The sequence below is a fragment of the Plastoroseomonas arctica genome, from assembly GCF_018128965.1.
In the GTDB taxonomy this organism is placed as follows: domain Bacteria; phylum Pseudomonadota; class Alphaproteobacteria; order Acetobacterales; family Acetobacteraceae; genus Plastoroseomonas; species Plastoroseomonas arctica.
This window is the reverse complement of sequence record NZ_JAAEDH010000004.1, coordinates 36,568-61,639: the sequence shown is the minus strand read 5'-3', so window position 1 is coordinate 61,639 and position 25,072 is coordinate 36,568. Positions and strand designations below refer to the sequence as shown.

Below are 25,072 nucleotides of genomic sequence, written 5' to 3'. Positions count from 1 at the left end.
CGAACCGGAGAAATCACGATGCGGCGCGGCTCGGCCGAATGGCACGGGCGACCCCAGGATGCCGTGGGAGTCCGTGTCGGCACACCCGCTGACGGCGGCTCTGGAACGCGGTAGCATCGCCGCAAAGCCGAGGAACACGCCGAGCATGACCGTCTCAATCCAGCGTCGCGCCGTATTTGCCGCGCCGGCCCTGCTGCTCGCCGGCCGTGCCCGTGCCCAGGCGACTTGGCCAGAGCGGCCGGTCAACATGATCGTGCCCTTCGCCCCCGGCGGCACGCCCGACATCGCCGCGCGCCTGGTGGCCCCGAAGATGAGCGAGGCGCTCGGCCAGAGCGTCACGGTCGAAAACCGCGCCGGCGCTGGCTCGACCATCGGCACCCGCGCGGTCGTGCAGGCGCGGCCGGATGGCTACACCGTGCTGATGGGCTCGATCTCGTTCCTGACCGCGCCACTCACCATGCAGCCGATGCCCTTCGATCCCTCCGAGGCGCTGCGCTGCGTGAGCCTGGTCTCGACCTCGCCCTATATCCTTGTGGTCCGCGCCGACAGCCCCGCGACGGACATCGCCAGCTTCCACCGCATGTGCCGGGAACGTGGCGCGCGGCTCAACTACGGCTCCGCCGGCAATGGCACGCCGCTCCACCTGGGTGCCGAGTTGTACAAGCTGTCAATGGGCGTGGACCTCACCCATATCGCCTATCGCGGCTCGGGACCGGCGCTGACCGCGCTCATCGCCGGCGAGGTCGACATGGTGTTCGCCGACGTTCCCGGCGCGAGCGGATTCATCCGCGCCGGGACCATCCGCGCCTTGGCCACGATGGTGCAGGAGCGCATCACGCAATTCCCCGATGTGCCGACCATGGCGGAGAGCGACACGCGTTTGCGCGACTATGACGTCTATACCTGGGCCATGCTGGTCGCCCCCAAGGCGACACCGGATGGCCCGGTCGCGCGCCTGAACGAGGCGGTGCTGCGCGCCGCCCGCGCCCCTGAGATCGCCCAGCGTTTCGCCGAGCTGGGCTTCGACTTTGTCGGCTCGACGCCCACGGACGGCGATGCGCGCCTGGCACGCGAGAAGGCCAAGTGGCTGGACGTGATCCGACGCGGCAATATCCGCGTCGATCTTTGAGGGTTCAGCGCCGGACGCGCTCGACCCCGCCGCTGTCGACTGCGCCGCGGCGGCGCAGACAGTCGCGATAGGCGCGGAGATTGGCGGCCTCGATTTGCCGGTCGACCTCGATCGCGTTCTGGTCGAAACGCGTCGCCATCAGACGGCTTCGCTCGGGATTGTCGCGCGACTCCGCGCGGCAGGCGCTGGCGTCGGGGCTGTCCGGCTCCGCCGGCGCGGGCACGGGCGTCCGAGAGCCGCAGGCGGCGAGCAGCACGAGCGTGGCGATCACAGGCGCCCTCATGCCGCGAGCCAATCCTCGATCAGCCGGCGCGCGATGGAATCCACCCGCGGCAGGCTGAAGCCCAGTGCCTGGTGGTCGCGCAGCTCGGCCTTGGAGAACCAGCGTGCATCGCGCAGCTCGTCCGGGGCGATGGTGATGTCTTCGGTCAGACCCTCGCCGTAGAAGCCGAGCATGATCGACGCTGGGAACGGCCATGGCTGCGAGGAATGGTACCAGACGCCGCCGACGGTGATGCCCGCCTCCTCGGCGACCTCGCGGCGCACTGCTTCCTCCAGGCTCTCGCCAGGCTCGAGGAATCCGGCCAGCGTCGAGTACATCGTCACATTCGGAAAACGCTGCGAATGGCCGAGCAGGCATTTGTCGCCGCGCACGACCAGCATGATCACGGCCGGATCCGTGCGCGGGAAATGCTGCGCGCCGCAGGAGGTGCAGGTCATGGCGTTGCCGGCATGGCGCGGTTCGCAGGTGCCGCCGCACACGCCGCAAAAGCGGTGCTTAGTGCGCCAGTGCATCAGGCCCCGCGCATGTGCGAGGACGCTGGCCTCGCCCGGCGGCAGCAGCCCGGCCACAGCGCGAAGGTCGGTGAAGGTGCCAAGCGCGTCTGCCAGTAGCGGCAGCGGATCCTCCGCCTGGGAACAATCCACCGCGAAGACCGGGCGCTGCTCCCACAGGCCCAGGAAGGCCCAGGGGCCGCCGGCCATGCGCAACTGCGCGGCGGCGCCGCCGGTGATGAGGATGGCTTCGGGCTTGCCCATCTCCACCCCCTTCATCAGGCTGCGCGCCCGCCAGACGGGGACGAACAGCGTCTGCGGATCATCGAGCGCGGCGGCGATGAAGGCAGCATCCTCGCGCTGCGCCGAGGCGCGGTCGATCGGGCTGCCGGTATAGGCATTGGGGCGGCTGGCGGGGATGGACAACATGCGGGCCGGACCCTGCCATGCGGGGCGAAAGCGGGCAATGCGAAGGCGCGCGTGGTTTGACATTGCGTGACCGTGGATAATTCGATAATTCTCGAATCATGGATACGAATAATGCGCTGGAGGGATTTGGCGCCCTCGCCCAGGACACCCGACTCGCCGCGTTCCGGTTGCTGGTGGTCGCCGGACCGGCAGGAATGCCCGCCGGCACCATCGCGGAACGCCTGGCCACGCCGGCCAACACGCTGTCCACCCACCTCGCGATCCTGACCCGAGCCGGCCTCGCCAGCGCACGACGGGAGGGGCGGCAGATCATCTACAGCGCCGACATGGCCGGCGCGCGCGCCCTGATCGGCTACCTCGTCGAGGATTGTTGCGGCGGGCACCCCGAAGCCTGCGCGCCGCTGCTCGACGCGGCCGTCCCCGACGCCTGCTGCCCACCAGCACCCAAGGAAATGCGCCTATGAAACGCATGCATGTGAACCTCGCGGTCCAGGACCTCGACGCGAGCATCGCCTTCTACGCTAAGCTGTTCGGCTCCCCGCCCAGCGTGGTGAAGCCCGATTACGCGAAGTGGATGCTGGACGATCCGCGGGTGAATTTCGCGCTGTCCGCGCGCGGCCGGGTGCCGGGGATCGACCATCTCGGCATCCAGGTCGAGGACGAGGCGGAACTCGCGGAGGTGCAGGCGCGCCTCGCCGCGGCGGATGGACCGGTGCTGGCGGAGGGTGCGACCACCTGCTGCTACGCCAAATCGGAGAAATCCTGGATCACCGACCCGCAGGGCGTGGCCTGGGAGGCGTTCCTTACGCACGGCGAATCGACCACCTATGGCGATGGCGAACAGGGCGAGAAGCCGCGCCTCGCGCGCGCACCGGCCATTTCCTGCTGCGCCTGCGCCATGAGCGAGGTTACCATCTTCCACAACCCGGCCTGCGAGACCTCGCGCAACACGCTCGCGATGATCCGCAATGCCGGGATCGAGCCCGCCATCATCGAATACCTCAAGACCCCACCCGGTCGGGCCGAGATCCTGGCCATCGTCGCGGCCGCAGGCCTCACGCTACGCCAGGCGCTGCGCGAGAAGGGCACGCCCTTCGCCGAACTCGGCCTCGGGGACCCGGCGCTCGGCGATGACGCGCTGCTGGACGCCATCGCGGCGCACCCGATCCTGCTCAACCGGCCGTTCGTGGTGACGGCGCTCGGCACACGGCTGTGCCGGCCGTCGGAGCGGGTGCTGGACATCCTGCCCGCGTCGCAGCAGGCACCCTTCAGCAAGGAAGACGGGACCAGGGTCGGCGATGCGCCCTGAGCTGACGCGCGCGCTGGCGGCCGAGGCACTCGGCACCCTGCTGCTGGTCGCCGTGGTCGTCGGCTCGGGGATCATGGCGCAGCGCCTTGCGGGCGGGAATGACGCGCTGGCGCTGCTCGGCAACACGCTGGCGACCGGGGCCGCCTTGCCCGTGCTGATCCTGATCTTCGGCGGCTTCTCGGGCGCCCATTTCAACCCCGCCGTCACCCTCGTGATGGCGGCCCGGCGTGAGCTGCCGCTGATGCGCGCAATCGCCTACCTGCCGGCGCAGGCGCTGGGTGGGGTCGCCGGTACCATGCTCGCCCACGCCATGTTCGAGCTGCCGCTGCTCGAATGGGGCACGCGCGCCCGTACCGGCCCGGCGCAGTGGCTGGCCGAGGCGGTCGCGACGGCGATGTTGCTTCTCACCATCCTCGGTATACGCCGCAGCATGGTCGCCGCGGTGCCTTTCGCGGTCGGGCTGACCATCACCGCAGGCTACTGGGTCACCGCCTCGACCAGCTTCGCCAACCCGGCGGTCACGCTGGCGCGCGCCTTCACGACCAGCTTTTCCGGCATCGCACCCGGCGATGTGGCCGGCTTCGCGCTCGCCCAGATGTTCGGCGCGACGCTGGCCGCGACCCTCTGGCGATGGTTCGCCGGGGAAGGGGGCATTGCCTATTCGGCGCCCAGGCATGATATCGTGCCCTCGGAAGGTCGGTGACGGACGGGCTCCTCGCCAACCCGGTCAGGTCCGGAAGGAAGCAGCCGCAACGGGTTCTCGCTCGGGTCGCTTGCCGGCCTTCCACCCTCAAGAGCACTGGGTCTCCATGGCGAGCGGATTGTTCGGGGATGACGCCCCGCCGGAAGCCGGCCTGCCGGAGCCGCCCCAGGACGGCGACGGCCTGTTCGGAGAGGTCGCGGCCGCGCCCGCGCCCGTCGCACGCGCCGCCGACACCCAGTACCGCGTCCTCGCCCGCAAATATCGCCCGTCCACCTTCGGCGAGCTGATCGGCCAGGACGCGCTGGTCCGCACGCTGCGTAACGCCTTTGCGCAGAACCGGGTGCCGCACGCGCTTTTGCTGACCGGCGTGCGCGGCGTGGGCAAGACCACCACGGCTCGGATCATCGCCCGCGCGCTGAACTGCATCGGCCCCGACGGCACCGGCGGCCCGACCGTCGACCCCTGCGGGGTCTGCGCCGAATGCCGCGCCATCCTCGCCGACCGCCACCCGGATGTGCAGGAGCTCGACGCCGCATCGAACAACGGCGTCGATGATGTGCGGGAGCTGCGCGAGCGCCTGCGCTACCGCCCCGCCCAGGGCCGCAACAAGGTCCTGGTCCTGGACGAGGTGCACATGCTGTCCTCGGCCGCCTTCAACGCGCTGCTGAAGACGCTGGAGGAGCCGCCGGCGCAGGTGGTCTTCGTGCTGGCCACTACGGAGTTGCGCAAGGTCCCCGTGACCATCCGCAGCCGCTGCCAGACGCACCATCTGCGCCGTGTCTCCCAGGCCGAGCTGCACGCCCATTTTGCCCGCATCCTCGGCCTTGAGAACGTCGCCGCCGAGGATGAGGCGCTGGCCATGATCGCGCGCGCGGCCGAGGGCTCCGTGCGCGACGGCCTGTCCATCCTCGACCAGGCGATCGCGCTAGGGGGCGACAGCATCTCGGCGGAGATCGTGCGCGAGATGCTGGGCCTCGCCGATCGCGGGCTGGTTCTCGATGTGATGGAAGCCGTGCTGGAGGGCCGCATTGCCGAGGCGCTGGGCTTGATGGACCGCGCCCACGAGCGCGGTGCCGATCCGCTGGTGCTGATCACGGACCTGCTCGAATACGCACATCTGCTGACCCGCTTCCGGCTGGTGGAAACGCTGGCCGATGACCGCTCCCTGCCGGAGGAGGACCGCACGCGTGGCGTGGCCCTCGCCCGGCGGATGTCCATCCCGGTGTTGGGCCGCGCGTGGCAGATGCTGCTCAAGGGCGTGGCCGAGGTGCAGCAGGAAGGCGTGGACCGCCGCGCGGCCGCCGAGATGGTGCTGATCCGCCTGGCCCATGTGGCGGAGCTGCCGACGCCGGGCGACCTGATCAAGCGACTCACCCAACCGGGCGCAGACGCGCCGCCGCGCGCCGCGCCCGAGGGGGGCGGTGGCGGCATGCGCGCGGTCGCCAATGGAGCGCCGGTGATGCAGGCGGCCCCCGCGCTGCCCAACCCGCAGAGTTTCCGCGACGTTGTGGCTCTCGCCTCGGGCCGCAAGCCGATGCTGCATGCCCACCTGGTCCATTCGGTCCACCCGATCGCCGTCGCGCCAGGCCGCATCGAGCTGCGCCCGACGCCGGCCGCGCCGCGGGATCTCGCCTCCCAGCTCGCCGCCTTCCTCACCGAGCAGACCGGCGCGCGCTGGACGGTGACGCTGAGCAATGCCGAGGGCGAGCCGACGCTCGCCGAGCTCGGCCGCACCGCGGCCGCCGACCGGATGGAGCTGGTGCGCAGCCACCCCATCGTGCAGGCGGTGCTGGCCGCCTTTCCGGGCGCGGTGATGGACGCGGTGCGCGACCAGGCCGCCGACGCCTATGGCCTGGTGCCCGAGACGCCCGCCGCCCGCACCGCCGAGCCGGACGAGGATTTTCCCGACTTCGCCCCGCTCGACGCCGATTTCGCCTATACCGACGACGACACCCCACCCGAGGATTTTTGAGGTCCGCGCATGAAGAATTTGGGCAATATGCTGAAGCAGGCACAGGAAATGCAAACCCGGATGGCGGCGATGCAGGCGCGCCTGGAGGTCGAGACCGTCGAAGGTGCCGCCGGTGGCGGCATGGTGAAACTGACGCTGTCCGGCAAGGGCGAGCTCAAGCGCGTCTCGATCGACCCCGCCCTGATGACGGCCGATGACCGCGAGGTGTTGGAAGACTTGCTGCTCGCCGCCCATGCCGATGCGAAGCAGAAGGTCGAGGCGATGATGGCCGAGGAGATGCAGAAGGCGACGGCGGGGATGAACCTGCCGGCCGGGATGAAGCTGCCCTTCTGAGGGCGCGGCGATAATCAGCGCGCCGTCGAGCCAGGGAGCCGATATTCATGGAAAGATTAATCGCGCTGGCATTCATAATTTTGGTTGCTGTTGGGACAAGAGGTAATGCGACGACTCCGCTCACTCGTATTTGCTTTTTCTCTGAACAAAGCGACGAGATTTCCGCTGAATGCACATATCAGATCCGGCAGGTGTTCGAGGCTTGGCAATCGGTTAATGGATATCTGATGCAGGCCGATGCTGCCCTACGCGCAGAAATGCTGCGCAGATCAGGAACGCTTCTAGTGTTCGTTTCAGGCCATTCTGATAGACGAGAGAACAGCCAGCCGCTCGGTCTACGCAGGGCACGGGCCGTCGTGCGATCACTTTTGGCGGCCGGGATTCCAGCCGATCGCTTCATTGTATATGGATTTGGCGGAACGCGACCGCTGGTGCCTACGGCGGCAAATGTCTCTGAGCCCCAAAATCGCAATGTGATGATGGCGATTTCCGAAAGTCGGCAGCCATCGACACAAGTCAATGACTACGATCGCGACCAATCCACTGGTCACCGTAAAGTCGAATAGCGCGCCCATGCGCAACATCGACCCCGTCGAGGATCTCATCGCCCTGCTCGCGCGCCTCCCCGGCTATGGACGGCGCAGCGCACGGCGCGCCGTGCTGCGCATGCTGATGGACCCTCAGCGCCAGATGCTCCCTCTCGCGGACGCCTTGCGCAACGCGGCCGAAGCGGTGCTGCCCTGCGACGTGTGCGGCAATCTCGACACCCGCTCCCCCTGCCACATCTGCGACGACCCGCAGCGCATGCAGGGTCTGATCTGCGTCGTCGAGGGTGTCGCCGACCTCTGGGCTCTGGAACGCGCCCAGGCGCATCGCGGCAGCTACCACGTGCTCGGCGGAACGCTCTCCGCCCTCGCCGGCATCGGGCCGGAGGATCTGCGTATCCAGCCGCTGCTGGCGCGTATCGAGGCGGGTGGCGTGGAGGAAATCATCATCGCTCTGCCCGTCACCGTGGACGGCGCCACCACCGCGCATGTGCTGATGGATCGCCTTGGCGACACCGGCGTGCCCGTCACGCGCCTCGCGCAAGGCGTCCCGATTGGCGGCGCCCTGGACGTGCTCGACGACGGCACGCTGGCGGCGGCGCTGCGGGCGCGCCGCCCGGCCTGATCATTCCAGCAGGTGGCCGAAACGCCGCGCCTTGGTCTCAAGGTAGTGGTCGTTCACGCCGTTCGCCTCGAACTGGTGCGATTCCCGCCCCTCGATCTCGATGCCGCAAGCGGCAAGCCCGGCCATCTTGTCGGGATTGTTGGTCAGCAGCCGCACACGATGCACGCCGAGCTCGCGCAGCATGGTGGCCGCGACCAGGAAGTTCCGCTCATCCGCGCCGTAGCCGAGCGCGCGGTTGGCATCGAGCGTGTCGAGCCCCTGGTCCTGCAGCGTGTAGGCGCGGAGCTTGTTCACCAGGCCGATGCCGCGCCCCTCCTGGGCGAGATAGACGAGAATGCCCGCCCCCTCGGCCGCCATGCGCTTGATGGCACCGCGAAGCTGCGGCCCGCAATCGCACCGCAGCGAGCCGAGCAGGTCGCCGGTGAAGCATTCCGAATGCGCGCGCACCAGCGGCGCGATGCCGGCGGCGAGCTGGGCTTCGACATTGCCGACGATGATCGCCAAGTGCTCGATGCCGCCATCGGCCGCGCGGAACGCGATGATGCGCGCATCGGGCGCGTCTTCGAGCGGAACCGCGGCCTCCGCCACGCGCTTGAGCGAGGCGGCGGCGGAGAGCGGATAGGCCTGGATATCCTCGGCCGAGACAGTGAGCAGCGAGAGGCGCGCGGCGGCCGTGTCGGGAGCCGCGACCGCCACCATCGCCGGCAGCAGGCGGCCGAGCTTGGCCAGCGCCAGCGCGGCGCTGGCGAGCGGCGGTAGGGCCGCGCGTTCCGGAATCTCCGGAAGCAGGTCGGCCACGACCGGATCGGCGAGGCTGCGCAGCTTCGCCGGGTCGAGCAAAGCCGGCGGCAGGCGCAAGGCGACCGCGCCCATTTCCTCGGGCTTGCCTGTCGGGCCCTGCAGCACCGGGCGGTGCAGCACCGCCGCCGCACGCACCGGCGCGAGCAGGAGCACGGGAGGGGTGGTCGCTGCCTGGGCGATCTCGGCAAGGCCGAGCGCGCCGACCGTCTCCGCCGCTGCCACCAGCATGGTCCCTTCAGCGGCGCGGATCAGCACCGGCGTTCCGCGACGCAGCTCCGCAACCGCGCGGTGAACCTGGCGCAGGGCAAGAATGCGAGGATCGGCGAGGTAGCTCGAGGACTCACGGTGCGCGTCGGCAAAGCTATTCGGGGCAAGGCTGCCGGTCATGGGCAATATCTCACTGGCGTTCTCATTGGTGCGGACGACACGCCTGGAATGTGGCATCGCAACGGCAAATCACAGAGGCCGGCGGCGAAAGATAATTTCTTGCAACCCCGTGACGGGCCTCGCGTTCAAGCGGCGTTGGTCTTTTCTCACCGTTTCGCGACCTCCGGACACAGTTTGGGTGGCGTCGGGCGATGCGGGAAGGCTATGCAGGGTTGATAGACTCTGCGTGAGGTGCAGCAAAGTGATGCACCGGTGTCCCGCATCCGCACGCTGTGCATGATCGGGGCGTTCCTTGATCGGGGGTTATCGATGTCGGGTCCGAGGCCGGTTTTGATTGTGGATGACGACGCGGATCTCCGCGCCACGCTTGCCGAACAGCTTTCTCTCGACCAGGAGTTCCATATCTCCGAGGCAGGGACCGCGTCCGAGGCGGAGACGCTGCTCTTCGCGCCGAACCAGCGCTGCGACGCCATTCTCCTCGATATCGGCCTGCCTGACGGCGACGGCCGCGAATTGTGCATCAAGCTGCGCCGGCTCGGCCTGCGCATGCCGGTCATCATGCTGACCGGCGCCGATGCGGAGGCCGATATTGTCCGTGGCCTCGATGCTGGTGCGAACGACTACATCGCCAAGCCGTTCCGCCTGAACGAGCTGCTCGCCCGACTGCGCGCGCAGTTGCGCGTCTTCGACAATTCCGAGGATGCGGTGTTCACCATCGGTCCGTACAGCTTCCGGCCCTCCGCCAAGCTTCTCTTGGAATTGACGCGGAACCGCAAGATCCGGCTCACCGAGAAAGAAGCCGCGATCCTGAAGTTCCTCTATCGCGCGGGCGGCCGGCCGGTGCCACGTCAGGTGCTGCTGAACGAGGTGTGGGGCTACAACGCCGCCGTCACGACGCATACGCTTGAGACGCATATCTACCGCCTGCGGCAGAAGGTGGAGCCTGACCCGAGCATGGCGAGGCTGCTGCTGACTGAGGGCGGCGGCTACCGGCTGGACCCAACGCCGGTCAACTGAACGATCAGCGCAGCTGCGGGTTGTCGAAGATTGGGCGACGGTAGCGTCGCAGCGCGTCTTCGATGGCGGTGGCGTAGCGCGTGCGGTCGCCCTCGCCGAGATGCTGGCCGATGCTGATCCGGCGGCCGCGCTGCACCAGCACCAGGCGCCCCGCCGCATCCTGTTCCAGCCGCGCCCAATAGGGGTCGAGCCGCATGGCGTGGCTGCGGCCGCGATGATCCGTCCGTGTCACTGTGAGGCCCGCCGGCGTCAGCACCAGCGCCTCGCGCACCCGCTCGGCACCTCGTGCCTGGCGCGAGACGAGAAACAGCACGAGCGGCACCTCGGCGCCGAGGAAGCCCAGCACCGGCCAGGCGCCCATCAGCGTGAACAGAATTGCGGGCAGGGCCGCCGCGGCGCAGAGCAGCCCGACGAGCACGCGATAGCCAGCCGGAGAGAAGCTGGAGCGCGGCGTACTCACCGCTTCAAACAGGATCGGGTCGGGAACCGCTGACATGCAGCGCAATCTAGGCTAGCCCGGGCGTTATGCCAGCCCAGCCCCCTCCGCCGCGCCCGCGCCATGGCAGCGCCGCGGCGCCGCGCCGCGCGCGACTGATGAGCCGGAAGCAGGCGGCCGCCTTCATCCAGGCACTCGCGGACGCGAACCCCGCACCCGAGACGGAGCTGCGCTTTTCCGATCCCTTCACCCTGCTGGTCGCCGTCGTGCTCTCGGCCCAGGCGACCGACGCCTCGGTCAACAAGGCGACCGAGACGTTGTTCGCCGCGGCTCCGGACCCCGCGGCGATGGCCGCAATGGGCGAGGCAGGGATCGCGGTGCACATCCGTCGCATCGGTCTGTGGCAGGGCAAGGCGAAGAACGTCGCCGCCCTCGCGCGGCTGCTGATCGAGCGCCATGACGGCCAGGTGCCGAATGACCGCACGGCGCTGGAGGCGCTGCCCGGCGTCGGTCGCAAGACCGCCAATGTCGTGCTCAACGTGGCCTTCGGGCAGGAAGCGATGGCGGTCGATACCCACATCTTTCGCCTGGGCAACCGCACCGGCCTCGCACCGGGCAAGACCGTGCGCGCGGTGGAAGATGGCCTGGTGCGACGCTGCCCGCCGGCGCTGCTGCGCCATGCGCATCACTGGCTGATCCTGCACGGGCGCTACATGTGCAAGGCGCGCGCGCCGGAATGCTGGCGCTGCGTCGCCATCGCGCATTGTAACTACAAGGACAAGATCCTTGACCCCGGTCGCCGTTCCTTGCCGGCGCCCTGATGGCGGGCGCGGAGCCTTGGGTGTTTGTCACCGGGGACCGGTCTGGCGTATCGTTTTGCGCAACCGCACTGGCGGCGTTTCACGCATGGATGGCGCCCTGGCCCTGTTTCCTCTTCCCCCAGCATGGCAACGGCGACCCCTGCCGTGCCCGCGCTTCGGGCGCTAGCCCATGGCGGCGCGTATCCTGCTGATCGACACTGTCTACCCGGCCTTCATCCGCTTGCTCTACCAGCACGAGCCGGAGCTCGCCGGGCTCAGCTACGCGGCGCAACTCAAGCGGGCGCTTGCGACCTGCTACCATAATGTGTCGGTCTGGGCTGACCCGCTGCGCCGGCTCGGCCATGAGGTGGGCGAAGTCTGGGCCAACCACGCCCCGCTGCAGCACAGCTGGTGCCTGGAGAATGGCCGGGCGGACCTCGCCCCCGGCGGCGTGTCCGCATCGCTGGGCGACCTGCTCGGCGGCCTTCCCGACCAGCCGGACTGGTTCATCTCGGTCTGCGCCGCCCAGGTCCGCGCATTCCGGCCCGATATCCTCTGGCTCGCCGACCTCTACAGCTTCCATGACGGTTTCCTCGCCGCGGTCGAGGGACACTACCGCCACGCCATCGGCCAGAACGCCGCGACGCCGCCCACCACGCCGCTGCGGCGCCTGGATCTGGCGCTCTCGGCCTCCGCGGGCAACGTGGCCCATTTCCGCGCGCAGGGGCTGGCGGCGGAACTCCTGCCGCACGGCTTCAACCCGCGCATCCTGCAGCACCTGCCCGACCCCCCCGAGGCGCCGTCACGCCCCTTCGGCTTCTTCGGCAGCGTTTACCCAGCCCATCGCGAGCGCCAGGCGAAGTTGCTCGCGATCGCTGCCCAGATTCCGATCGACGTCTTCACTGATGCCGCCCTGCCGCGCGAGTTCGGCGCCACGCGGATGAGGCGCCACGCGGCACTCTGGGGCGGCACGATGTACCGCGAGGTGGCGCGCACCGCCACGGTGCTGAACTCGCACCTCGACGGCACCGGGGATTGGGCGACCAACCAGCGCCTCTACGAGGTGACCGGCTGCGGCGCCGTGCTGCTCACCGACCGCAAGTCCAACCTGGGCGACATCTTCGCCATCGACCGCGAATGCGTCGCCTATGACAGCGCCGAGGATTGCGTCGAAAAGGCGCGCTGGCTTGCCGATCACCCCGCCGAGCGCGCCGCCATCGCCGCGCGCGGGCAGCGCCGCACGCTGACCGACCACAGTGTGTTCCAGCGCGGCCTGCGCATCGAGGAGATCCTCGCCGCGCACGGAATGACCGGATGAACCACGCGCCGCTCTCCGTCCTGCACCTGACCGCGACCGAAGCCGGGGGCGCCGGACGCGCAGCGCGGCGGATCGCCGACAGCCTGCGCGCGCTCGGCCACGACAGCACCCTCGTCACCGCCGATGCGGAGCCAGGGCCCGACGCCATCGCCGTCACGCCGCGTCCGGCGAGCGAGGCGCAGAAATCGGCGCGCCGTTTCCTGGGCGAATTTCTGGATCAGAAGTACCTCGACCGGCTGCGCGACAAGCGGCGCAGCAACACCTTGTTCTCCGCCGGTCTGGATGCGCCGTCGCTCGCCGAGCTGCCGCTGCTGCGCGGCGCCGACATTATTCACGCACATTTCCTGCCCGGCATCGCGACGCCCAACGCGCTGCGCGAGCTGCTGGCACTCGGCAAGCCGGTGGTCTGGACCCAGCACGACCAATGGGGCTTCACTGGCGGCTGCCACTACAGCGATGGTTGCCGCGGCTTCGAGACGCTGTGCACCCAGTGCCCGCAGCTCCGCCGCGATCCCTGGGGGCTGGCAGCGCTGCTGCAGGCGGAAAAATCCGCCTGCTTCGCCGAAGGCCTACTGCACCTCGTCTCCCCCAGCGCCTGGATGGACGCGGCGCTGCGCGCCAGCAGTGTCTTCCGCGGCGCGCCGAGCAGTGTCATCCGCAACCCCATCGACCTCGGGCTGTTCCGCCCGCTCGGCGACGAGCAGCGCCATGGCCTGCGGGCCCGCATGGGCATCGGCGCCGGTGACGTGGTGGTCATCGCCGGCGCGATCAGCCAGGCGGAGATCCGCAAGGGGTTCGACCTGCTGCTGGATGGGCTGCGCGGCCATCCGGCGAACACGGCACCCGGCGCCGCGCCGCGACTGTGGCTGCTGAGCTTCGGGCACAATCCGCGCGAGATTGACCTGCCCGGCATCGAGAGCCTCGCCCTCGGCCCGATTGAGGATGATGCGGCGCTCGCAGCGATCCTGGGGCTGGGCGACCTGCTGATCCTGCCCTCGCGCGAGGATAACTATCCAAACATCATGGTCGAGGCGCTGGCCTGCGGTACGCCGGTTGCAGGCTTCGCGCGCGGCGGCCTCGCCGAGCTGGTGCGCGACGGCGTCTCCGGCCTGCTGATGGGCGAGGCACCCGACGCCGCGGCGATCACCGCGCTGCTCGGGCGCATCATGGCGGCGCCGGGCGTGCTCGCCGGCATGCGTGACGCCGCGCGCGCCGCAGTGGCGCCGAGCCATGGCCTGGTTCCAATCGGCATGGCGTATGAGGCGCTGTACAAGTCGCTGCTGCCGCTCTCGCGGGTGCGGCGCGCGACGGTGTCGGTCTCGGGCGATCCGCTCATCCCGGTCGCGCGCCTGGTGCGTGCATGGGCCGCCGGCCCGATGACCCGGCTCGGCCCCGCGCTCACCGAAGGCACGCTCGCCTGGCCGATGCAGGCTGCCTTGGATGATTTTCGCGCCACCGAGCTCGACATGCCGAGCGCGGATGGCTTCATCGCCGAACACACCGCGCTGGCGATCCCAACCGTGCTGCTCGACGGCATCATCGCCGACGCCCAGGCGTGCCGCGCGCGCTTCGACCCGGAGGCGGCGCTGCTCGCCGCCGAGGCCGTGGCGGTCGTGGCCGATCGCGTGCCCGCGCCGCCCGCCCCTCCATCGCCCGCGCGCGCCGCGGGGCCACCTCCGGCCGCGATGTTCTTCGGCACGGTTCTGCTCACCACCGCGCATGACCACGCGCCCGGCACGCGGCTGCGCGTCACGCTGCGCTCGGAGGATGGGATGCTGCCCGCCGAGGGGTGGTCCGCCGCCTCGGGCGGGGAATCGCTGCCCTGCCAAGCCCGGCCCGAGGGCGCCGCGCTGGTCGTGGAATTCGCCCGCCCCGCGGCAAGCCCCGCCGGCACCCATATCGACATCCTGCCGCCCGCCGTGCAGGGCTTCGCCCGGCGCGACCAGATGCGCATCCTCGCCCTGCCGATCACCGAGGCGCCGGACGCCGACGTCCCTCTGCCCCTCGTGCTGACCGCGCTGATGGCCGAAGGCTGGGACGGCTTCTACCACCCCGAATTCGCCAATGGCCGCTGGGTGCGCTGGATGTCGCCGGTGGGTCACCTGGCGCTGCCGCGCTGGGCGGGCGAGGCGCAGCTGGTGATCGAGGGCTTCAAGCGACCCGCGCTGTTCGCCGAGCGCCGGGTGTCGCTGCAGATGGCGCGGCAGCCGATCGACTATGTCTTCGAGCAGCAGCCCGGCACGCCCGAGCAGCAAGCCGAAAGCCTGTGGCGGCTGCACGCCCGCCTGCCGCCACCGCCGCCGGACCGGCCGCCGGTGCTGACGCTGCGCGCCGAGATCGACCTGCCGCGCACGCCGGGGGATGCGCGCACCATCACGGTGCTGCTTGCCCAGGCGCGCATCGAGCCGATCCCCGCGCCGGCTAGCGGCGCATGGGCGCCGTGACGCTTCCCCTGCCGCCGCTCTGGACCGGCCTGCGCTTCTCGCCCAATCCGGCGCAGGTGCGCGCGGTGGGCCATCGCATTCCCTTCGCCGCCGGCGTCACGGTGGAATTCCGCAGCGATGCCGAAGCGCGCCTGGCTTCGGTGCGGCTGCCCGACAGCCCCGATGGCGCTGCGATCCTCGGCTGGCCGACGCTGTTCAGCTTCGTGCGGATCCTGATGCCGGTCACCGCGCTCGACACGCTGCTCGGGCGCTACGGCGTCATTCAGGGCGAGGTCGAGCTGCGGATGGGCTCGGGCGGGCCGCCGGTGCGCGCCGAATGGCTGGCGCTGCTGCGGCGCGAGGGGCTGCATGGCCTGGGCGACCACCAGGTGATCAGCCATGCGCCGGTCTTCGCCGAGGCGCGCACGCTGCGGCTGCCCTTCCTACTGCGCGCGCCCGAGCGCCTCGCGCCCGGCGGCGTGGTGCTCGCGCTGCAGCTGCCCGCGGACGCCGCCGAGCTTCACCTTTGGCAGTTCGGCCTGCGCATCACCGGCTTCAGCTCGGCGCGCAACCAGCTGCGCCTGGAACCCGGCGCCATTCTGGCCGGCGAGGTCACCCAGGCGGGCCGTGGCGCCACGCTCTGGCTTGGCGCCCGGCACGCCGCCGCGGGCGTGCTTGAGGCACCACTCGCCGATGGTGCCTTCGCCATCGGGTTCGACTCCGGGCGCATGGAGCGCGAGGCGGGGGATGCCGCCTGCGCGGCGCTGGTCGCGGGGCAGGAAACGCTCGCCTATCTCGACCTTGCGGCTGGCCCTGCCGCCGCGGGCGCGTTGCGCACCCTGCTCCGCCTCGCCGATCCCGGTGGATCGGCGCCCGACGAGGCGGCGATCGCGGCGGGCATCGCGGCGCTGAAGGGCCTGCACGCGATGCATGACAGCACCGCGATCTGGCGCGTCCATGCGGGCTCGGCCATGGCGCGCGACGGGCGCGGGCCGAACAACGCCTTCGAGGCCTACCTGCTCTACCTCCACGCCCGCAGCCATCTCGACATGAACGGCACCGCGACCGCGGCGGCGAGTTTTGCCGTGCTGGATCCCGTGGCCGAGCGCTACCTCGCGCCCGATGACCTGCGTCACGCCCGGCTTGCCCAGGCCCAGGCCTGCCTGCGCAGCGGCGCCGCCACCGAGGCAGTCGCGATCCTCGAGGCGCTCCGCGTCGCGCGGCCGACCGATGCGGAGGTGTATTTCCAGCTCGCCAACAGCCTGCGCGCGCGGGACCCGGCGCTGCGCCGGACTTGGCTGCGCGTCGCCGAGGTGCTGCATCCCGCCCCGCCGATCGGTCTGGTTACGGCGATACTCGCGGAGCTGGTCGCGGCCGGGCAGGCCGAGGAAGCGCTGCTGCGCTGCCTGCCGGCGCTGCAGGGCGAACGCCCCGACCAGGACCTGTGGCTCGCGCTCGCGCAGATCCAGATCGCGCGCGGCGACCGGCCCGGCTGGGCGGCGAGCGTGGCGCGGTTCTTCCGCGGGCATGGGATGGCGCCGCCGGAGTTCGGTGCATTGGAAGGGCCGGACGCGGATGCCTTCGCGGCGCTGGGTGCGACGGCGCGGCGGCCATCGCTGCCGGTGCCGGGGCCGCTCGTCGTCATCGCGATGACCGCCTACAACGCGGCTGCGACGCTTGAGACAGCAGCGCGCTCCGTGCTGGCGCAGAGCCACACGAACCTGCGTCTGGTCATCGTCGACGATGCCAGCACCGACGCGACGCCGGCGATCATCGAGCGCCTGGCCGAGGCGGATGTGCGCGTCGCGGTGCTGCGCAACGCGACGAATATGGGAACCTATGGCGCGAAGAACCGCGTGCTGGCGGAGTACCCTGGCGAGTTCCATGGCTTCCACGACTCCGATGACTGGATGCATCCGGACTACGTCGCCGAGCACCTGACGCGGATGACGAAGCACCCCGAGGCGCTGTGCACCACCTCGTCCTGGTACCGGATGGACCGGGCCGGACGGCTGGGCGTGCTCTGGGCCGGCGGCTACCTGCATGAGAATCCCGCCTCCACCTTCATCGCGCGCGAGGTGGTGGAGCGGATGGGCTTCTTCGACACGGTGCGCACGGGTGCGGATTCCGAGTTCCTGTGGCGGATGCGGCGCCGCTTCGGGCGCGGCGCAGTGATCGCGATTCGCAAGCCGCTCGCGATCGGGCTGCTGCGCTCCGATTCGCTGACGCAGAACCGCACCACGGGATTCGACGAGGACCGCTTCTCGCCGGTGCGGTCGCGCTATTGGGAAAGCTGGATCCGCTGGCACCGGGAGGCGCTGCTCGCCTCCGGGGGCCAGCCCCTCTTCATGCCGTTCCCGGCACCGGTCCGGCTGTTTCCGGCGCCGGCGGAGATCCTGCCCTGAACACGGTTGGCGGGTAAGGCCGCCTTACTGCCTTACCCGGTTCACACCACAAGAATGGCGCGCAGGTCGTTCACGTTGGTCAGCGTCGGCCCGGTGCGGATCAGTCCGCCATGCGTCGCGAAATAGCCAAAGCTGTCATGGCGCGCGAGGTAAGCGCGCGCGTCATCGGCGAGGCCGGCAGGTGTCACGACCGCGCCAGCGGCATCCTCGGTGCCGTCGATACCGTCGGTGTCGGCCATCAGCGCATGGATGCCCGGCGTACCGGCCAAAGCCACGGCGAAGGCGAGCAGGCATTCGGTGTTCCGCCCGCCGCGCCCGGCACCTTCCGGGCCGATCGTCACCGTGGTCTCGCCGCCCGAGAGCAGCACGCAAGGTGCTGGCACCGGATGGCCATGCGCGCGCACGCTGCGCGCGATGCCGGCGAGTGCGAGGCCGAGCCCCGCCGCCTCGCCTTCCAGCGCATCGCCCAGGATGAGCGGCACCAAGCCCTGCTCGCGCGCCTCTTCCGCGGCGGCGAGCAGCGCCATCTGCGGCGTGGCGATGAAGCGGTAGTCGGGCGTCCCATGTTTCGGCGTCTCGTCGCGCGCGGCGGCGAGGTGCGCGGTGACGCGTTCGGGCAGCCGCATCCGATAGCGCGCGACGAGATCGCGGGCCTCGGCGAAGGTGGTCGGATCGGGCACGGTCGGCCCCGAGGCGATGGTCGCAGGGTCGTCGCCGGGCACGTCGGAAATCGCCAGCGTCACGACTTTCGCCGGGGCCGCGGCAGCTGCCAGCCGGCCGCCGGTGAATGCCGAGAGATGCCGGCGGATGCAGTTCATCACCTGGATCGTCGCGCCGGAATCGAGCAGCGCGCGGTTGGTGGCGATGAGATCGTCCAGCGTCAGCCCCGGCGCCGGCAGCGTCGTCAGCGACGACCCGCCGCCGGAGACGAGGAACAGCACGAGGTCATCGGCGTCTGCATCTTGCGCAAGGGCCAGGATGCGCGCGGCCGCTTCTGCACCGGCGGCATCGGGCACCGGGTGCGCGGCCTCGGCGACCTCGATGCGCTGGGTCGGAACGGAATGCCCATACCGCGTGACCACCAGGCCCGAGAGCGGCGCATCCGGCCAAGCGGCTTCCACCGCCTGGGCCATGACGGCGGCGGATTTCCCGGCCCCGAGCACGATGATGCGGCCCCGCGCAGGGCGTTCCGGCAGTTGCGCCGCCAACGTCTTCAGCGGATCCGCGGCGGCGACCGCGGCGGCGAAAATACGCTCCAGCGCGGCGCGCGCGCGGGGTTCGGTCCAGCTCATGCGCGGTCTCCCTGCGGCGGAGTATGGCGGAAGCGGCCCGCAGCGACCACATGGGGGAGGACAGAAGGAGATCCCGCGATGGATGACGCGACCCGAATCGAGCTGGAGGCGGCCGCCTTCAGGCGCCTGGTGGAGCATCTGCGCAGCCGACCCGATGCGCAGAACATCGACATGATGAACCTTGCTGGCTTCTGCCGGAACTGCCTCTCGCGCTGGTATCGCGAGGCCGCGGCCGAGCAGGGCCTGGCGATGACCGACCCCGAGGCGCGCGAGGTGGTCTACGGCATGCCGTACAAGGAATGGCAGGCGCTGCACCAGAAGGAAGCCACGGCGGAGCAGAAGGCCGCCTTCGCGCAAAACAACGCCGGACATTGAGGTGCGGGCCCACACGGGCTAGACCCGGCGCCTTCGCGTGTAGGAGTGCTGGTGATGGCCAAAGCCGCCGAGACAAATGAAGCCACCGAGGTGGGCGGCATCGCGGCCGATCGGCTGCGCTCGATCATCGAGCGCATCGAGCGGCTGGAGGAGGAGCGCAAGTCGCTCGGCGACGACATCAAGGACATCTATGCCGAGGCGAAGAGCGCCGGCTTCGACGTGAAGGTGCTGCGCCAGGTCATCCGTATCCGCAAGCAGGAGCCCGCGGATGTGGAGGAGCAGGAGACGCTGCTCGACCTTTATCGCCGCGCGCTCGGCATGTGATCAGGCCCATGCCGCCGGGTGGCTGCCCAGCGGCATTGACGGCAGCGCCCAATGCGCGGGCGTGGCGTCCAGGATGCCAGCGTGGCGGATGGTGGTGAGCCGCCTGAAGCCGCTGTCACTGTCGTAGAGCAGGTCGGCAATGTCCGCTTGCTTCGGATCGGGCGCCGCTGGCCCGCCCGGCACCTCGCCGAGGCTGCGCAGCCATCGCCCTGTGGCGGCGAGTGAGACGCGCACCAGCCAGGAGCCGCCTTCCTCCGCCCGCCGCGCCAGCGCCGCCATGGCACCGAAGGCGAGGAAATAACCTGAGGCGTGGTCGAGCACCTGGCACGGCAGGGCGCGCGGCACAGCTTCCCCGAAGCACTCCGCCTCGCGCCAGTTGATGCCGGTCGCCGTCTGGGTGAGGCTGTCGAAGCCGCGCCGCTGCGACCACGGGCCAAGATGGCCATAGGCGCTCAGAGAGAGCGCGATGATCCCGGGCCTCAGGCTCGCGAGCCGTTCGGGCGCGAAGCCCAACGCGGCGATGCCGCCCGGCCGGTATCCCTGCAGGAAGATGTCCGTACCACGCGCGAGCCCCTCGAGCCGCGCGCGGGCATCGGCGTCGCGCAGATCGAGGAAGGCGCTGCGCTTGCCCCGCCCGGTGTCGAGCACCAGGGGCCCCATGCTCGGCAGATGCGGCGCGGCGATGTGCAGCACCTCCGCACCATGCGCGGCCAGGGTGCGCGCCGCGACGGGTCCCGCGATGACGCGCGTGAGGTCCAGCACGCGCAGCCCGGCAAGCGGGCGACTGTCCAGCGGCGGCAGCGGCGTGGGCGGCGCATCGCCGATGCGCTCCAGCGTGAAGGGTGGCTGCGGCGCGAGGGCGATGCCCTGCGGATGCGCATCCCACGCGTCGAAGCGGCGCGCGGCGGCACCCACGATGCCCGCTTCGGCGGCGGCGGTCTCGAAGGCTCCCGCGCCCCAGTCGAGCAGCGTGCGCGCCACCGCATCGCGCGTCGACTCGCAGCCGAGGATGTGCAGGACGCCGGCGCGGTGATGCGGAAAATTGGTGTGCAGCCGCACGAAGCCGTCCGCGCAGGGGTAGAGGCCGGCGAGCGGGTCCCAGAGCTCCGACGCCGGCGCGCCATCGACGCGCAGGTGCCGCTCGGACCGGAACTCGACAGCGGCGTGGCGCATGTCGATGCTGGCATGTTGCATTGGTCCGCCGCGCGCCGCGTGGATATGGGCCGCCGCCAGCGTGCAGGCGGCGATGCTCGCCTGCGCCGCGGTGCCGACCGCGAAGCCGGAGGGCAGAACCGGGTCCGCGCCGCTCAGCGTCACGTGGCGGAGTGCCGCCTCCGGCAGCCCGGCCGCCGACCACAGTGCGCGCAACGCATCCATGCCTGGTTTCCTTCTGCGCTGGCCATGCTGGCCGGAAGTCTCCTCAGCCACAAGCGGCAGGCTGCCGCGGCACGATGCCGCCTGACGGGCAACCCCCGCGCGCTTGTTCCGTTACCGTTGCAGCCCGTCCCAGGCGGATCCCTGGCCATTATCGGAAGGACCGAGCATGGCCCATCTGGACCAGTTTCAGCGTCGCGCCCTGGCCTTCGGTGCCATCGCCTCCCTCTTCATCCTTGCCTGGTATCTCAAGGATGTCGCCATCATGGTCTTCGGAGGCGTTGTCATTTCAACGGCGCTGAACGCGATGGCGGTCGCCTTGATGCGGCGCACCGGCCTCTCGCACACCCTCGCCCTCACCGTCGTCGTCTTCGGGCTGCTTGCCGCGCTGGTGCTGCTGAGCCTGCTGCTCGGCCCGCAGGTCGCGCAGCAGATCGGCGCGTTGCGCACAACCCTGCCGCAGGCCATCGAGGCGGCCAGCCGTTGGCTGCAGACCGACTCGTCCCTCGGCATGTCGCTCGCCGAGATCTGGGACCTTGCCAAAGGCGGCGTGCCCTGGGAAAGCGTGGCTTCCTATGCCTCGCTCGCAACCGGCGGGCTGCTCAATGTCGCGCTGATCGTGATCCTCGGCCTCTACCTTGCCGGATCGCCCTCATTCTACTTCCAGGGTTTCCTCAAGCTGGTGCCGAACGACCTGCGTGGGCGCGTAGCCAAGGCGTTGAAGGCGTCCGGCCAAGGCCTCGAGAAATGGCTGCTCGGGCAGATGCTGTCCATGCTGGCCGTCGGCACCCTGACCACGATCGGCCTGCTCTTGGTCGGCGCGCCGTTGGCCCTGGCGCTCGGTGTCCTGGCGGGGGTGTTGACCTTCGTGCCGTTCTTCGGGCCGCTCGCCTTCACCTGCCTTGCCGTCCTGTTCGCCTTCACCGACAGCCCGAGCCGGGCGCTCTACGTCGGCATTCTGTGCCTCGTGGTGCAGCAGCTCGAAGGCTATGTGATCACGCCGTTCATCCAGCGCTGGGCGGTGGCGCTGCCCCCCGTGCTTGGCCTGATGGCGGTGGTGATCTTCGGTCTGCTCTTCGGCGCCTTGGGGATTCTGCTCGCGACGCCGATGATGGTGGTCCTCATGATCCTGGTGGAGACGCTCTACGTCGAGGACGATCCGGAGGACGCGACCTGACTAGCGTCCGGCGGCGTTCCGCGCTTCCATGGCGGCAACTAAATGGGAGGACGTGGCATGGCAACCATTCCGATTGCCGGCGGACGCTTCGTCATCGTGGGTGGCGCGTCGCTGGTGGGCTCGGCAACCGCGGCCGAATTGCTCGATGCCGGTGCGGCCGAGGTGACGGTCTTCGACAATTTCTCGCTCGGCTCGGATGCCGCGATCGCGCACCTGAAGGACCATCCACGCCTGCGACTGGTCCGCGGCGATGTGATGCGGATGCCCGACCTGCTCGATGCGATGAAGGGCGCGGATGGCGCGCTGCTGCTCGCTGCCTACATGACGCTGAACATGGATCGCGACGCCTGGGGCGGCCTCGATGTCAACATCCGAGGCGTGCAGAACGCGCTGGAGGCGGCTCGGGCCACTGGGCTGCGCAAGGTGGTCTTCGCGTCTTCCAACGCGGTCTATGGCTATGGACCGGGCGTCTCGGGCGAGCTGGTGGAGAATACGCCCTTCCATTCCGAGGGCGCGCCGCCGGCCGCCATACTCTATGGCGCCTCAAAAATCATCGGCGAGCAGCTGTGCCGGCACTACAAGCGCAAGCATGGGCTAGACTACGTCGTGCTGCGCTACTCCACCGTCTATGGCGAGCGGCAGCACTACCGCGCGGCCAACGCGCTCTACATCATCGAGACCTATGACCGGGTGAAGCGTGGCGAGGCACCGCGCGTCTTTGGCGACGGCAGCGAGACGAAGCACTTTGTGTACGTCGGGGACCTCGCGCGCGCCAATCGCATGGCGTTCGAAAGTGCCGCGACGGATGTCGCGGTGAACACCTCCGGCCCGCGCCCGGTGACGACGCTGGACCTCGTGCGCATGGTGACGCGCCTCGCGGGCAGCGACATCGCGCCGGAATTCGTCGGCGACACGCCGGGGCAGGTGCGCCTGACCTCGGGCGGCGCCTTCCGTATCGCGCATGAGGAAGCCCACCGCGCGATCGGCTGGAAGCCACTGGTCGAGATGGAGGAAGGGCTCGCGCGGCTGATCGCGTGGAAAGAATCGAACGAGGGGAAGACGTCATGAAGCGCAGGACCATTCTTGCCGGCGGCGCGCTTCTGGCCGCACCCGCCCTTGCGCAGACGCCGCGCTGGCCGGACCGGCCCGTCGAGATCGTCGTGGGCTTCGTCGCCGGGGGTGCGACCGACCTCGACGCGCGGCTCTTCGCCCGGCTGCTGGAGCCGCGGATCGGCGGCAGCGTGGTCGTGGTCAACCGGCCCGGTGCCGGCGGCGAAGTGGCACTCGGCGCCGTGGCGCGCTCGCGGCCCGACGGGCACTCCATCGCCACCACCAACATGCCCGGCTTTCTCACTGTGCCGATCGAGCGCCAGGCGCAGTTCCGCATGGAGGATTTCGTCGGCATCGGGAATCTGGTCACCGATCCCTGCGCGGTGACGGTGCATGAGCAGAGCCGCTTCCGCACCTTGCAGGACCTCATCGACGCCGCGAAGGCCGCGCCCGACACCATCACCTTCGCCTCACCCGGTGTCGGCACCGATGACCACCTGGAAATGGTGCTTATCGGCGAAGCGACCGGGGCGCGCTTTGTCCACGTGGTCTTCCAGGGCGACCCGCAGCTGCGCACCGCCATCCTCGGACGTCAGGTCGATGCCATGGGGCTGAACCTCGGCCCGGTGACGGCCGCGCCGGAGGGGATGCGCATGCTGGCGCAGGCGGGTGCGACGCGCAGCGAATTCCGCCCGGACGTGCCGACCCTGCGGGAACTCGGCATCCCGGTGGAGATGGCCTCCGAACGTGGCATTGTCGTACCGGCCGCGACGCCGCCCGCGATCATCCAGAAATTGCGCGAAGCTGCCGCCGACATCGTCCGGGATCCGGAGTTCGTGCGCGTGATGCGCAGCCGCTTCACCGAGCCCGCCTTCGAGGAAGGCGTGGCCTGGTTCCAGCGCCTGGCGACGACCCGCACCCGGTACCAGGAGCTGTGGGCCAAGACGCCCTGGTCCCAGCGCTGAGTTGACATCCCCGTCATGCCCGGGGAAGCATGCGTCCGCATCATACCTGAGGGGAATTTTCTGCATGCGGAAACGGGGTTTTGTCGCTGCACTCGCCGTGGCCTGGACGATGGTCGCGGCTGCGGCCCTCGCGCAGGGGTCGGCCAGCCCGACGCTGGACGCGATCCGGGCGCGCGGCCAGCTCAATTGCGGGATCAATACCGGCGTCGCCGGCTTCGCCCTGCCCGACAGCCGCGGCGTCTGGCAAGGGTTTGACGTCGATCTCTGCCGCGGCCTCGCCGTCGCAATCTTCAATGATGTGAACAAGGTGCGGTTCATCCCGCTCTCCTCCTCGACGCGCTTCACCGCGCTCGGCGCCGGAGAGATCGACGTGCTCTTCCGCACCTCGACCCAGACGCTGCTGCGCGACACCACGCTCGGCCTGCGCCACGTGACGACCTATTTCTATGACGGGCACGGCTTCATCGTCCGCGCCGACGCGAATGTGCAGCGTGTGGCCGACATGCGCGGCGCCACCGTCTGCCTGATCCAGGGCACGACGAACGAGCAGGTGACGGCCGACTACTTCCGCTCGATCAATACGCCCTTTTCGCCGGTGGTCTTCGAGCGCACGGACCAGGCGGCTGCCGCCCTCGCTGCCGGGCGCTGCGACAGTTTTGGCACCGATGCCTCCCAACTCGCCGGCGTGCGCTCCACCATGCCTAACCCAGCGCAGTGGACCATCCTGCCGGAGCGCTTCTCGAAGGAGCCCTACGCCGCCTACATCCGCCGCGGCGACGACCAGTGGCACGACGTGGTGCGCTGGTTCACCACCTCGATCATCGAGGCCGAAGAGCTCGGGATCACGCGGGCCAATGCGGAAGAGATGCGCCGCACCAGCGTGAACGCGAATGTGCGCCGCTTCCTCGGCGTGACGCCGGAACTCGGCCAGGCGCTAAAGCTTGACACGGCCTGGGCCTTCAACGTCGTGCGCGCAATCGGCAATTACGGCGAGCTGTATGAGCGGACCATGGGCGAGAGCACTGCGGTCGCGCTGCCGCGTGGTCCGAACCGGCTCTGGAACCAGGGCGGTCTGCTCTACGCGCTGCCGATGCGCTGACCTCACCAGA

The 25,072-nt window shown here is 69.9% G+C and carries 25 protein-coding genes, 1 other RNA gene and 1 pseudogene; 21 read left to right on the top strand and 6 right to left on the bottom strand.

Translation table 11 applies throughout. The features are described 5' to 3' along the window. Nucleotides 1-145: 145 nt before the first annotated feature. Nucleotides 146-1,129: a Bug family tripartite tricarboxylate transporter substrate binding protein gene (locus tag GXW79_RS05435; protein ID WP_211873330.1), complete on the top strand. Its 984-nt coding sequence runs from the start codon at nucleotides 146-148 to the stop codon at nucleotides 1,127-1,129. A 4-nt stretch (nucleotides 1,130-1,133) separates the two neighbouring features. Here GXW79_RS05435 and GXW79_RS05430 read toward each other — a convergent pair whose 3' ends face one another. Together GXW79_RS05430 and nudC are read right to left on the bottom strand one after the other, a co-directional pair. Beyond that, nucleotides 1,134-1,412, bottom strand: a complete 279-nt coding sequence (locus tag GXW79_RS05430; protein WP_211873329.1) for a phosphoribosylamine--glycine ligase — start codon at nucleotides 1,410-1,412, stop codon at nucleotides 1,134-1,136. Continuing rightward, nucleotides 1,409-2,332 (bottom strand): NAD(+) diphosphatase, encoded by a 924-nt coding sequence (nudC, locus tag GXW79_RS05425; RefSeq protein ID WP_211873328.1) that lies wholly within the window; start codon nucleotides 2,330-2,332, stop codon nucleotides 1,409-1,411. Before nudC ends, GXW79_RS05430 begins: the two co-directional genes overlap by 4 nt. A 98-nt stretch (nucleotides 2,333-2,430) precedes the next feature. Here nudC and GXW79_RS05420 point away from each other — a divergent pair, with 98 nt between their 5' ends. The 9 genes and pseudogenes from GXW79_RS05420 (at nucleotide 2,431) to recR (ending at nucleotide 7,819) form a co-directional block, all read left to right on the top strand. Next, nucleotides 2,431-2,796 carry an ArsR/SmtB family transcription factor gene (locus GXW79_RS05420; protein WP_211873327.1) on the top strand — a complete coding sequence of 122 codons (366 nt, stop codon included), beginning with the start codon at nucleotides 2,431-2,433 and terminating at the stop codon, nucleotides 2,794-2,796. Continuing rightward, nucleotides 2,793-3,191, top strand: a pseudogene (locus tag GXW79_RS21375) (ArsI/CadI family heavy metal resistance metalloenzyme); the annotation flags it as partial. The gene GXW79_RS05420 and the pseudogene GXW79_RS21375, both read left to right, overlap by 4 nt. A gap of 39 nt (nucleotides 3,192-3,230) precedes the next feature. Next, a complete protein-coding gene (gene arsC / locus GXW79_RS05410; RefSeq protein WP_211873439.1) occupies nucleotides 3,231-3,641 on the top strand; it encodes an arsenate reductase (glutaredoxin) in 411 nt (136 codons plus the stop codon). Further along, the gene (locus GXW79_RS05405; protein WP_211873326.1) at nucleotides 3,631-4,344 is read left to right on the top strand and encodes an MIP/aquaporin family protein; all 714 of its coding nucleotides are present in this window, start codon (nucleotides 3,631-3,633) and stop codon (nucleotides 4,342-4,344) included. Before arsC ends, GXW79_RS05405 begins: the two co-directional genes overlap by 11 nt. Further along, nucleotides 4,332-4,430, top strand: an RNA gene (gene ffs, locus GXW79_RS05400) — signal recognition particle sRNA small type. Before GXW79_RS05405 ends, ffs begins: the two co-directional genes overlap by 13 nt. A 20-nt stretch (nucleotides 4,431-4,450) precedes the next feature. After that, nucleotides 4,451-6,316: a DNA polymerase III subunit gamma/tau gene (locus GXW79_RS05395; protein ID WP_211873325.1), complete on the top strand. Its 1,866-nt coding sequence runs from the start codon at nucleotides 4,451-4,453 to the stop codon at nucleotides 6,314-6,316. Nucleotides 6,317-6,325: 9 nt separating this feature from the next. Continuing rightward, complete coding sequence (locus tag GXW79_RS05390; protein ID WP_211873324.1) at nucleotides 6,326-6,649, top strand: YbaB/EbfC family nucleoid-associated protein; 324 nt, start codon at nucleotides 6,326-6,328, stop codon at nucleotides 6,647-6,649. Between the two features lie 47 nt (nucleotides 6,650-6,696). Further along, entirely contained in the window at nucleotides 6,697-7,215 is a 519-nt protein-coding gene (locus tag GXW79_RS05385) for an OmpA family protein (RefSeq protein ID WP_211873323.1), read from the top strand. Nucleotides 7,216-7,222: 7 nt separating this feature from the next. Beyond that, the gene (gene recR / locus GXW79_RS05380) at nucleotides 7,223-7,819 is read left to right on the top strand and encodes a recombination mediator RecR (protein ID WP_211873322.1); all 597 of its coding nucleotides are present in this window, start codon (nucleotides 7,223-7,225) and stop codon (nucleotides 7,817-7,819) included. On the opposite strand, the gene ribA is transcribed toward recR, so the two are convergent. Continuing rightward, nucleotides 7,820-9,007, bottom strand: a complete 1,188-nt coding sequence (gene ribA / locus GXW79_RS05375) for a GTP cyclohydrolase II (RefSeq protein WP_211873321.1) — start codon at nucleotides 9,005-9,007, stop codon at nucleotides 7,820-7,822. It abuts the gene before it with no gap. Between the two features lie 309 nt (nucleotides 9,008-9,316). On the opposite strand from ribA, the gene GXW79_RS05370 reads away from it, so the two are divergent. After that, nucleotides 9,317-10,024 (top strand): response regulator transcription factor, encoded by a 708-nt coding sequence (locus GXW79_RS05370; protein ID WP_211873320.1) that lies wholly within the window; start codon nucleotides 9,317-9,319, stop codon nucleotides 10,022-10,024. Between the two features lie 4 nt (nucleotides 10,025-10,028). Here the strand turns inward: GXW79_RS05370 and GXW79_RS05365 are convergent, their stop codons facing one another. After that, entirely contained in the window at nucleotides 10,029-10,520 is a 492-nt protein-coding gene (locus GXW79_RS05365) for a DUF2244 domain-containing protein (protein ID WP_211873319.1), read from the bottom strand. Nucleotides 10,521-10,618: 98 nt separating this feature from the next. On the opposite strand from GXW79_RS05365, the gene nth reads away from it, so the two are divergent. From nth to GXW79_RS21740, 4 genes are all read left to right on the top strand, one after another. Further along, nucleotides 10,619-11,281, top strand: coding sequence for an endonuclease III (gene nth, locus GXW79_RS05360; protein ID WP_211873318.1), 663 nt, complete (start codon nucleotides 10,619-10,621; stop codon nucleotides 11,279-11,281). A gap of 169 nt (nucleotides 11,282-11,450) precedes the next feature. Further along, on the top strand, nucleotides 11,451-12,578 hold the full coding sequence (locus tag GXW79_RS05355; protein ID WP_211873317.1) for a glycosyltransferase family protein: 1,128 nt from the start codon (nucleotides 11,451-11,453) through the stop codon (nucleotides 12,576-12,578). Next, the gene (locus GXW79_RS05350) at nucleotides 12,575-15,022 is read left to right on the top strand and encodes a glycosyltransferase (protein ID WP_211873316.1); all 2,448 of its coding nucleotides are present in this window, start codon (nucleotides 12,575-12,577) and stop codon (nucleotides 15,020-15,022) included. The genes GXW79_RS05355 and GXW79_RS05350 overlap by 4 nt, the downstream gene beginning before the upstream one ends. After that, nucleotides 15,019-17,406: a glycosyltransferase gene (locus GXW79_RS21740; protein WP_211873315.1), complete on the top strand. Its 2,388-nt coding sequence runs from the start codon at nucleotides 15,019-15,021 to the stop codon at nucleotides 17,404-17,406. The genes GXW79_RS05350 and GXW79_RS21740 overlap by 4 nt, the downstream gene beginning before the upstream one ends. Before the next feature lie 41 nt (nucleotides 17,407-17,447). Here the strand turns inward: GXW79_RS21740 and GXW79_RS05340 are convergent, their stop codons facing one another. Beyond that, nucleotides 17,448-18,698 carry a glycerate kinase type-2 family protein gene (locus tag GXW79_RS05340; protein WP_211873314.1) on the bottom strand — a complete coding sequence of 417 codons (1,251 nt, stop codon included), beginning with the start codon at nucleotides 18,696-18,698 and terminating at the stop codon, nucleotides 17,448-17,450. Nucleotides 18,699-18,776: 78 nt separating this feature from the next. On the opposite strand from GXW79_RS05340, the gene GXW79_RS05335 reads away from it, so the two are divergent. Both GXW79_RS05335 and GXW79_RS05330 read left to right on the top strand, forming a co-directional pair. Further along, nucleotides 18,777-19,073 carry a DUF1244 domain-containing protein gene (locus tag GXW79_RS05335; protein WP_211873313.1) on the top strand — a complete coding sequence of 99 codons (297 nt, stop codon included), beginning with the start codon at nucleotides 18,777-18,779 and terminating at the stop codon, nucleotides 19,071-19,073. A gap of 54 nt (nucleotides 19,074-19,127) precedes the next feature. Then, nucleotides 19,128-19,397 (top strand): DUF2312 domain-containing protein, encoded by a 270-nt coding sequence (locus GXW79_RS05330; RefSeq protein WP_211873312.1) that lies wholly within the window; start codon nucleotides 19,128-19,130, stop codon nucleotides 19,395-19,397. On the opposite strand, the gene GXW79_RS05325 is transcribed toward GXW79_RS05330, so the two are convergent. Continuing rightward, nucleotides 19,398-20,825: a CoA transferase gene (locus GXW79_RS05325; protein WP_367614810.1), complete on the bottom strand. Its 1,428-nt coding sequence runs from the start codon at nucleotides 20,823-20,825 to the stop codon at nucleotides 19,398-19,400. Between the two features lie 115 nt (nucleotides 20,826-20,940). On the opposite strand from GXW79_RS05325, the gene GXW79_RS05320 reads away from it, so the two are divergent. From GXW79_RS05320 to GXW79_RS05305, 4 genes are all read left to right on the top strand, one after another. Further along, nucleotides 20,941-21,948: an AI-2E family transporter gene (locus tag GXW79_RS05320; RefSeq protein ID WP_211873310.1), complete on the top strand. Its 1,008-nt coding sequence runs from the start codon at nucleotides 20,941-20,943 to the stop codon at nucleotides 21,946-21,948. 57 nt (nucleotides 21,949-22,005) lie between these two features. Next, nucleotides 22,006-23,016, top strand: coding sequence for an NAD-dependent epimerase/dehydratase family protein (locus GXW79_RS05315; RefSeq protein ID WP_211873309.1), 1,011 nt, complete (start codon nucleotides 22,006-22,008; stop codon nucleotides 23,014-23,016). Beyond that, nucleotides 23,013-23,963: a tripartite tricarboxylate transporter substrate binding protein gene (locus tag GXW79_RS05310; RefSeq protein WP_211873308.1), complete on the top strand. Its 951-nt coding sequence runs from the start codon at nucleotides 23,013-23,015 to the stop codon at nucleotides 23,961-23,963. Before GXW79_RS05315 ends, GXW79_RS05310 begins: the two co-directional genes overlap by 4 nt. Nucleotides 23,964-24,027: 64 nt before the next feature. After that, a complete protein-coding gene (locus GXW79_RS05305) occupies nucleotides 24,028-25,062 on the top strand; it encodes an amino acid ABC transporter substrate-binding protein (RefSeq protein ID WP_211873307.1) in 1,035 nt (344 codons plus the stop codon). Nucleotides 25,063-25,072: the final 10 nt, after the last annotated feature.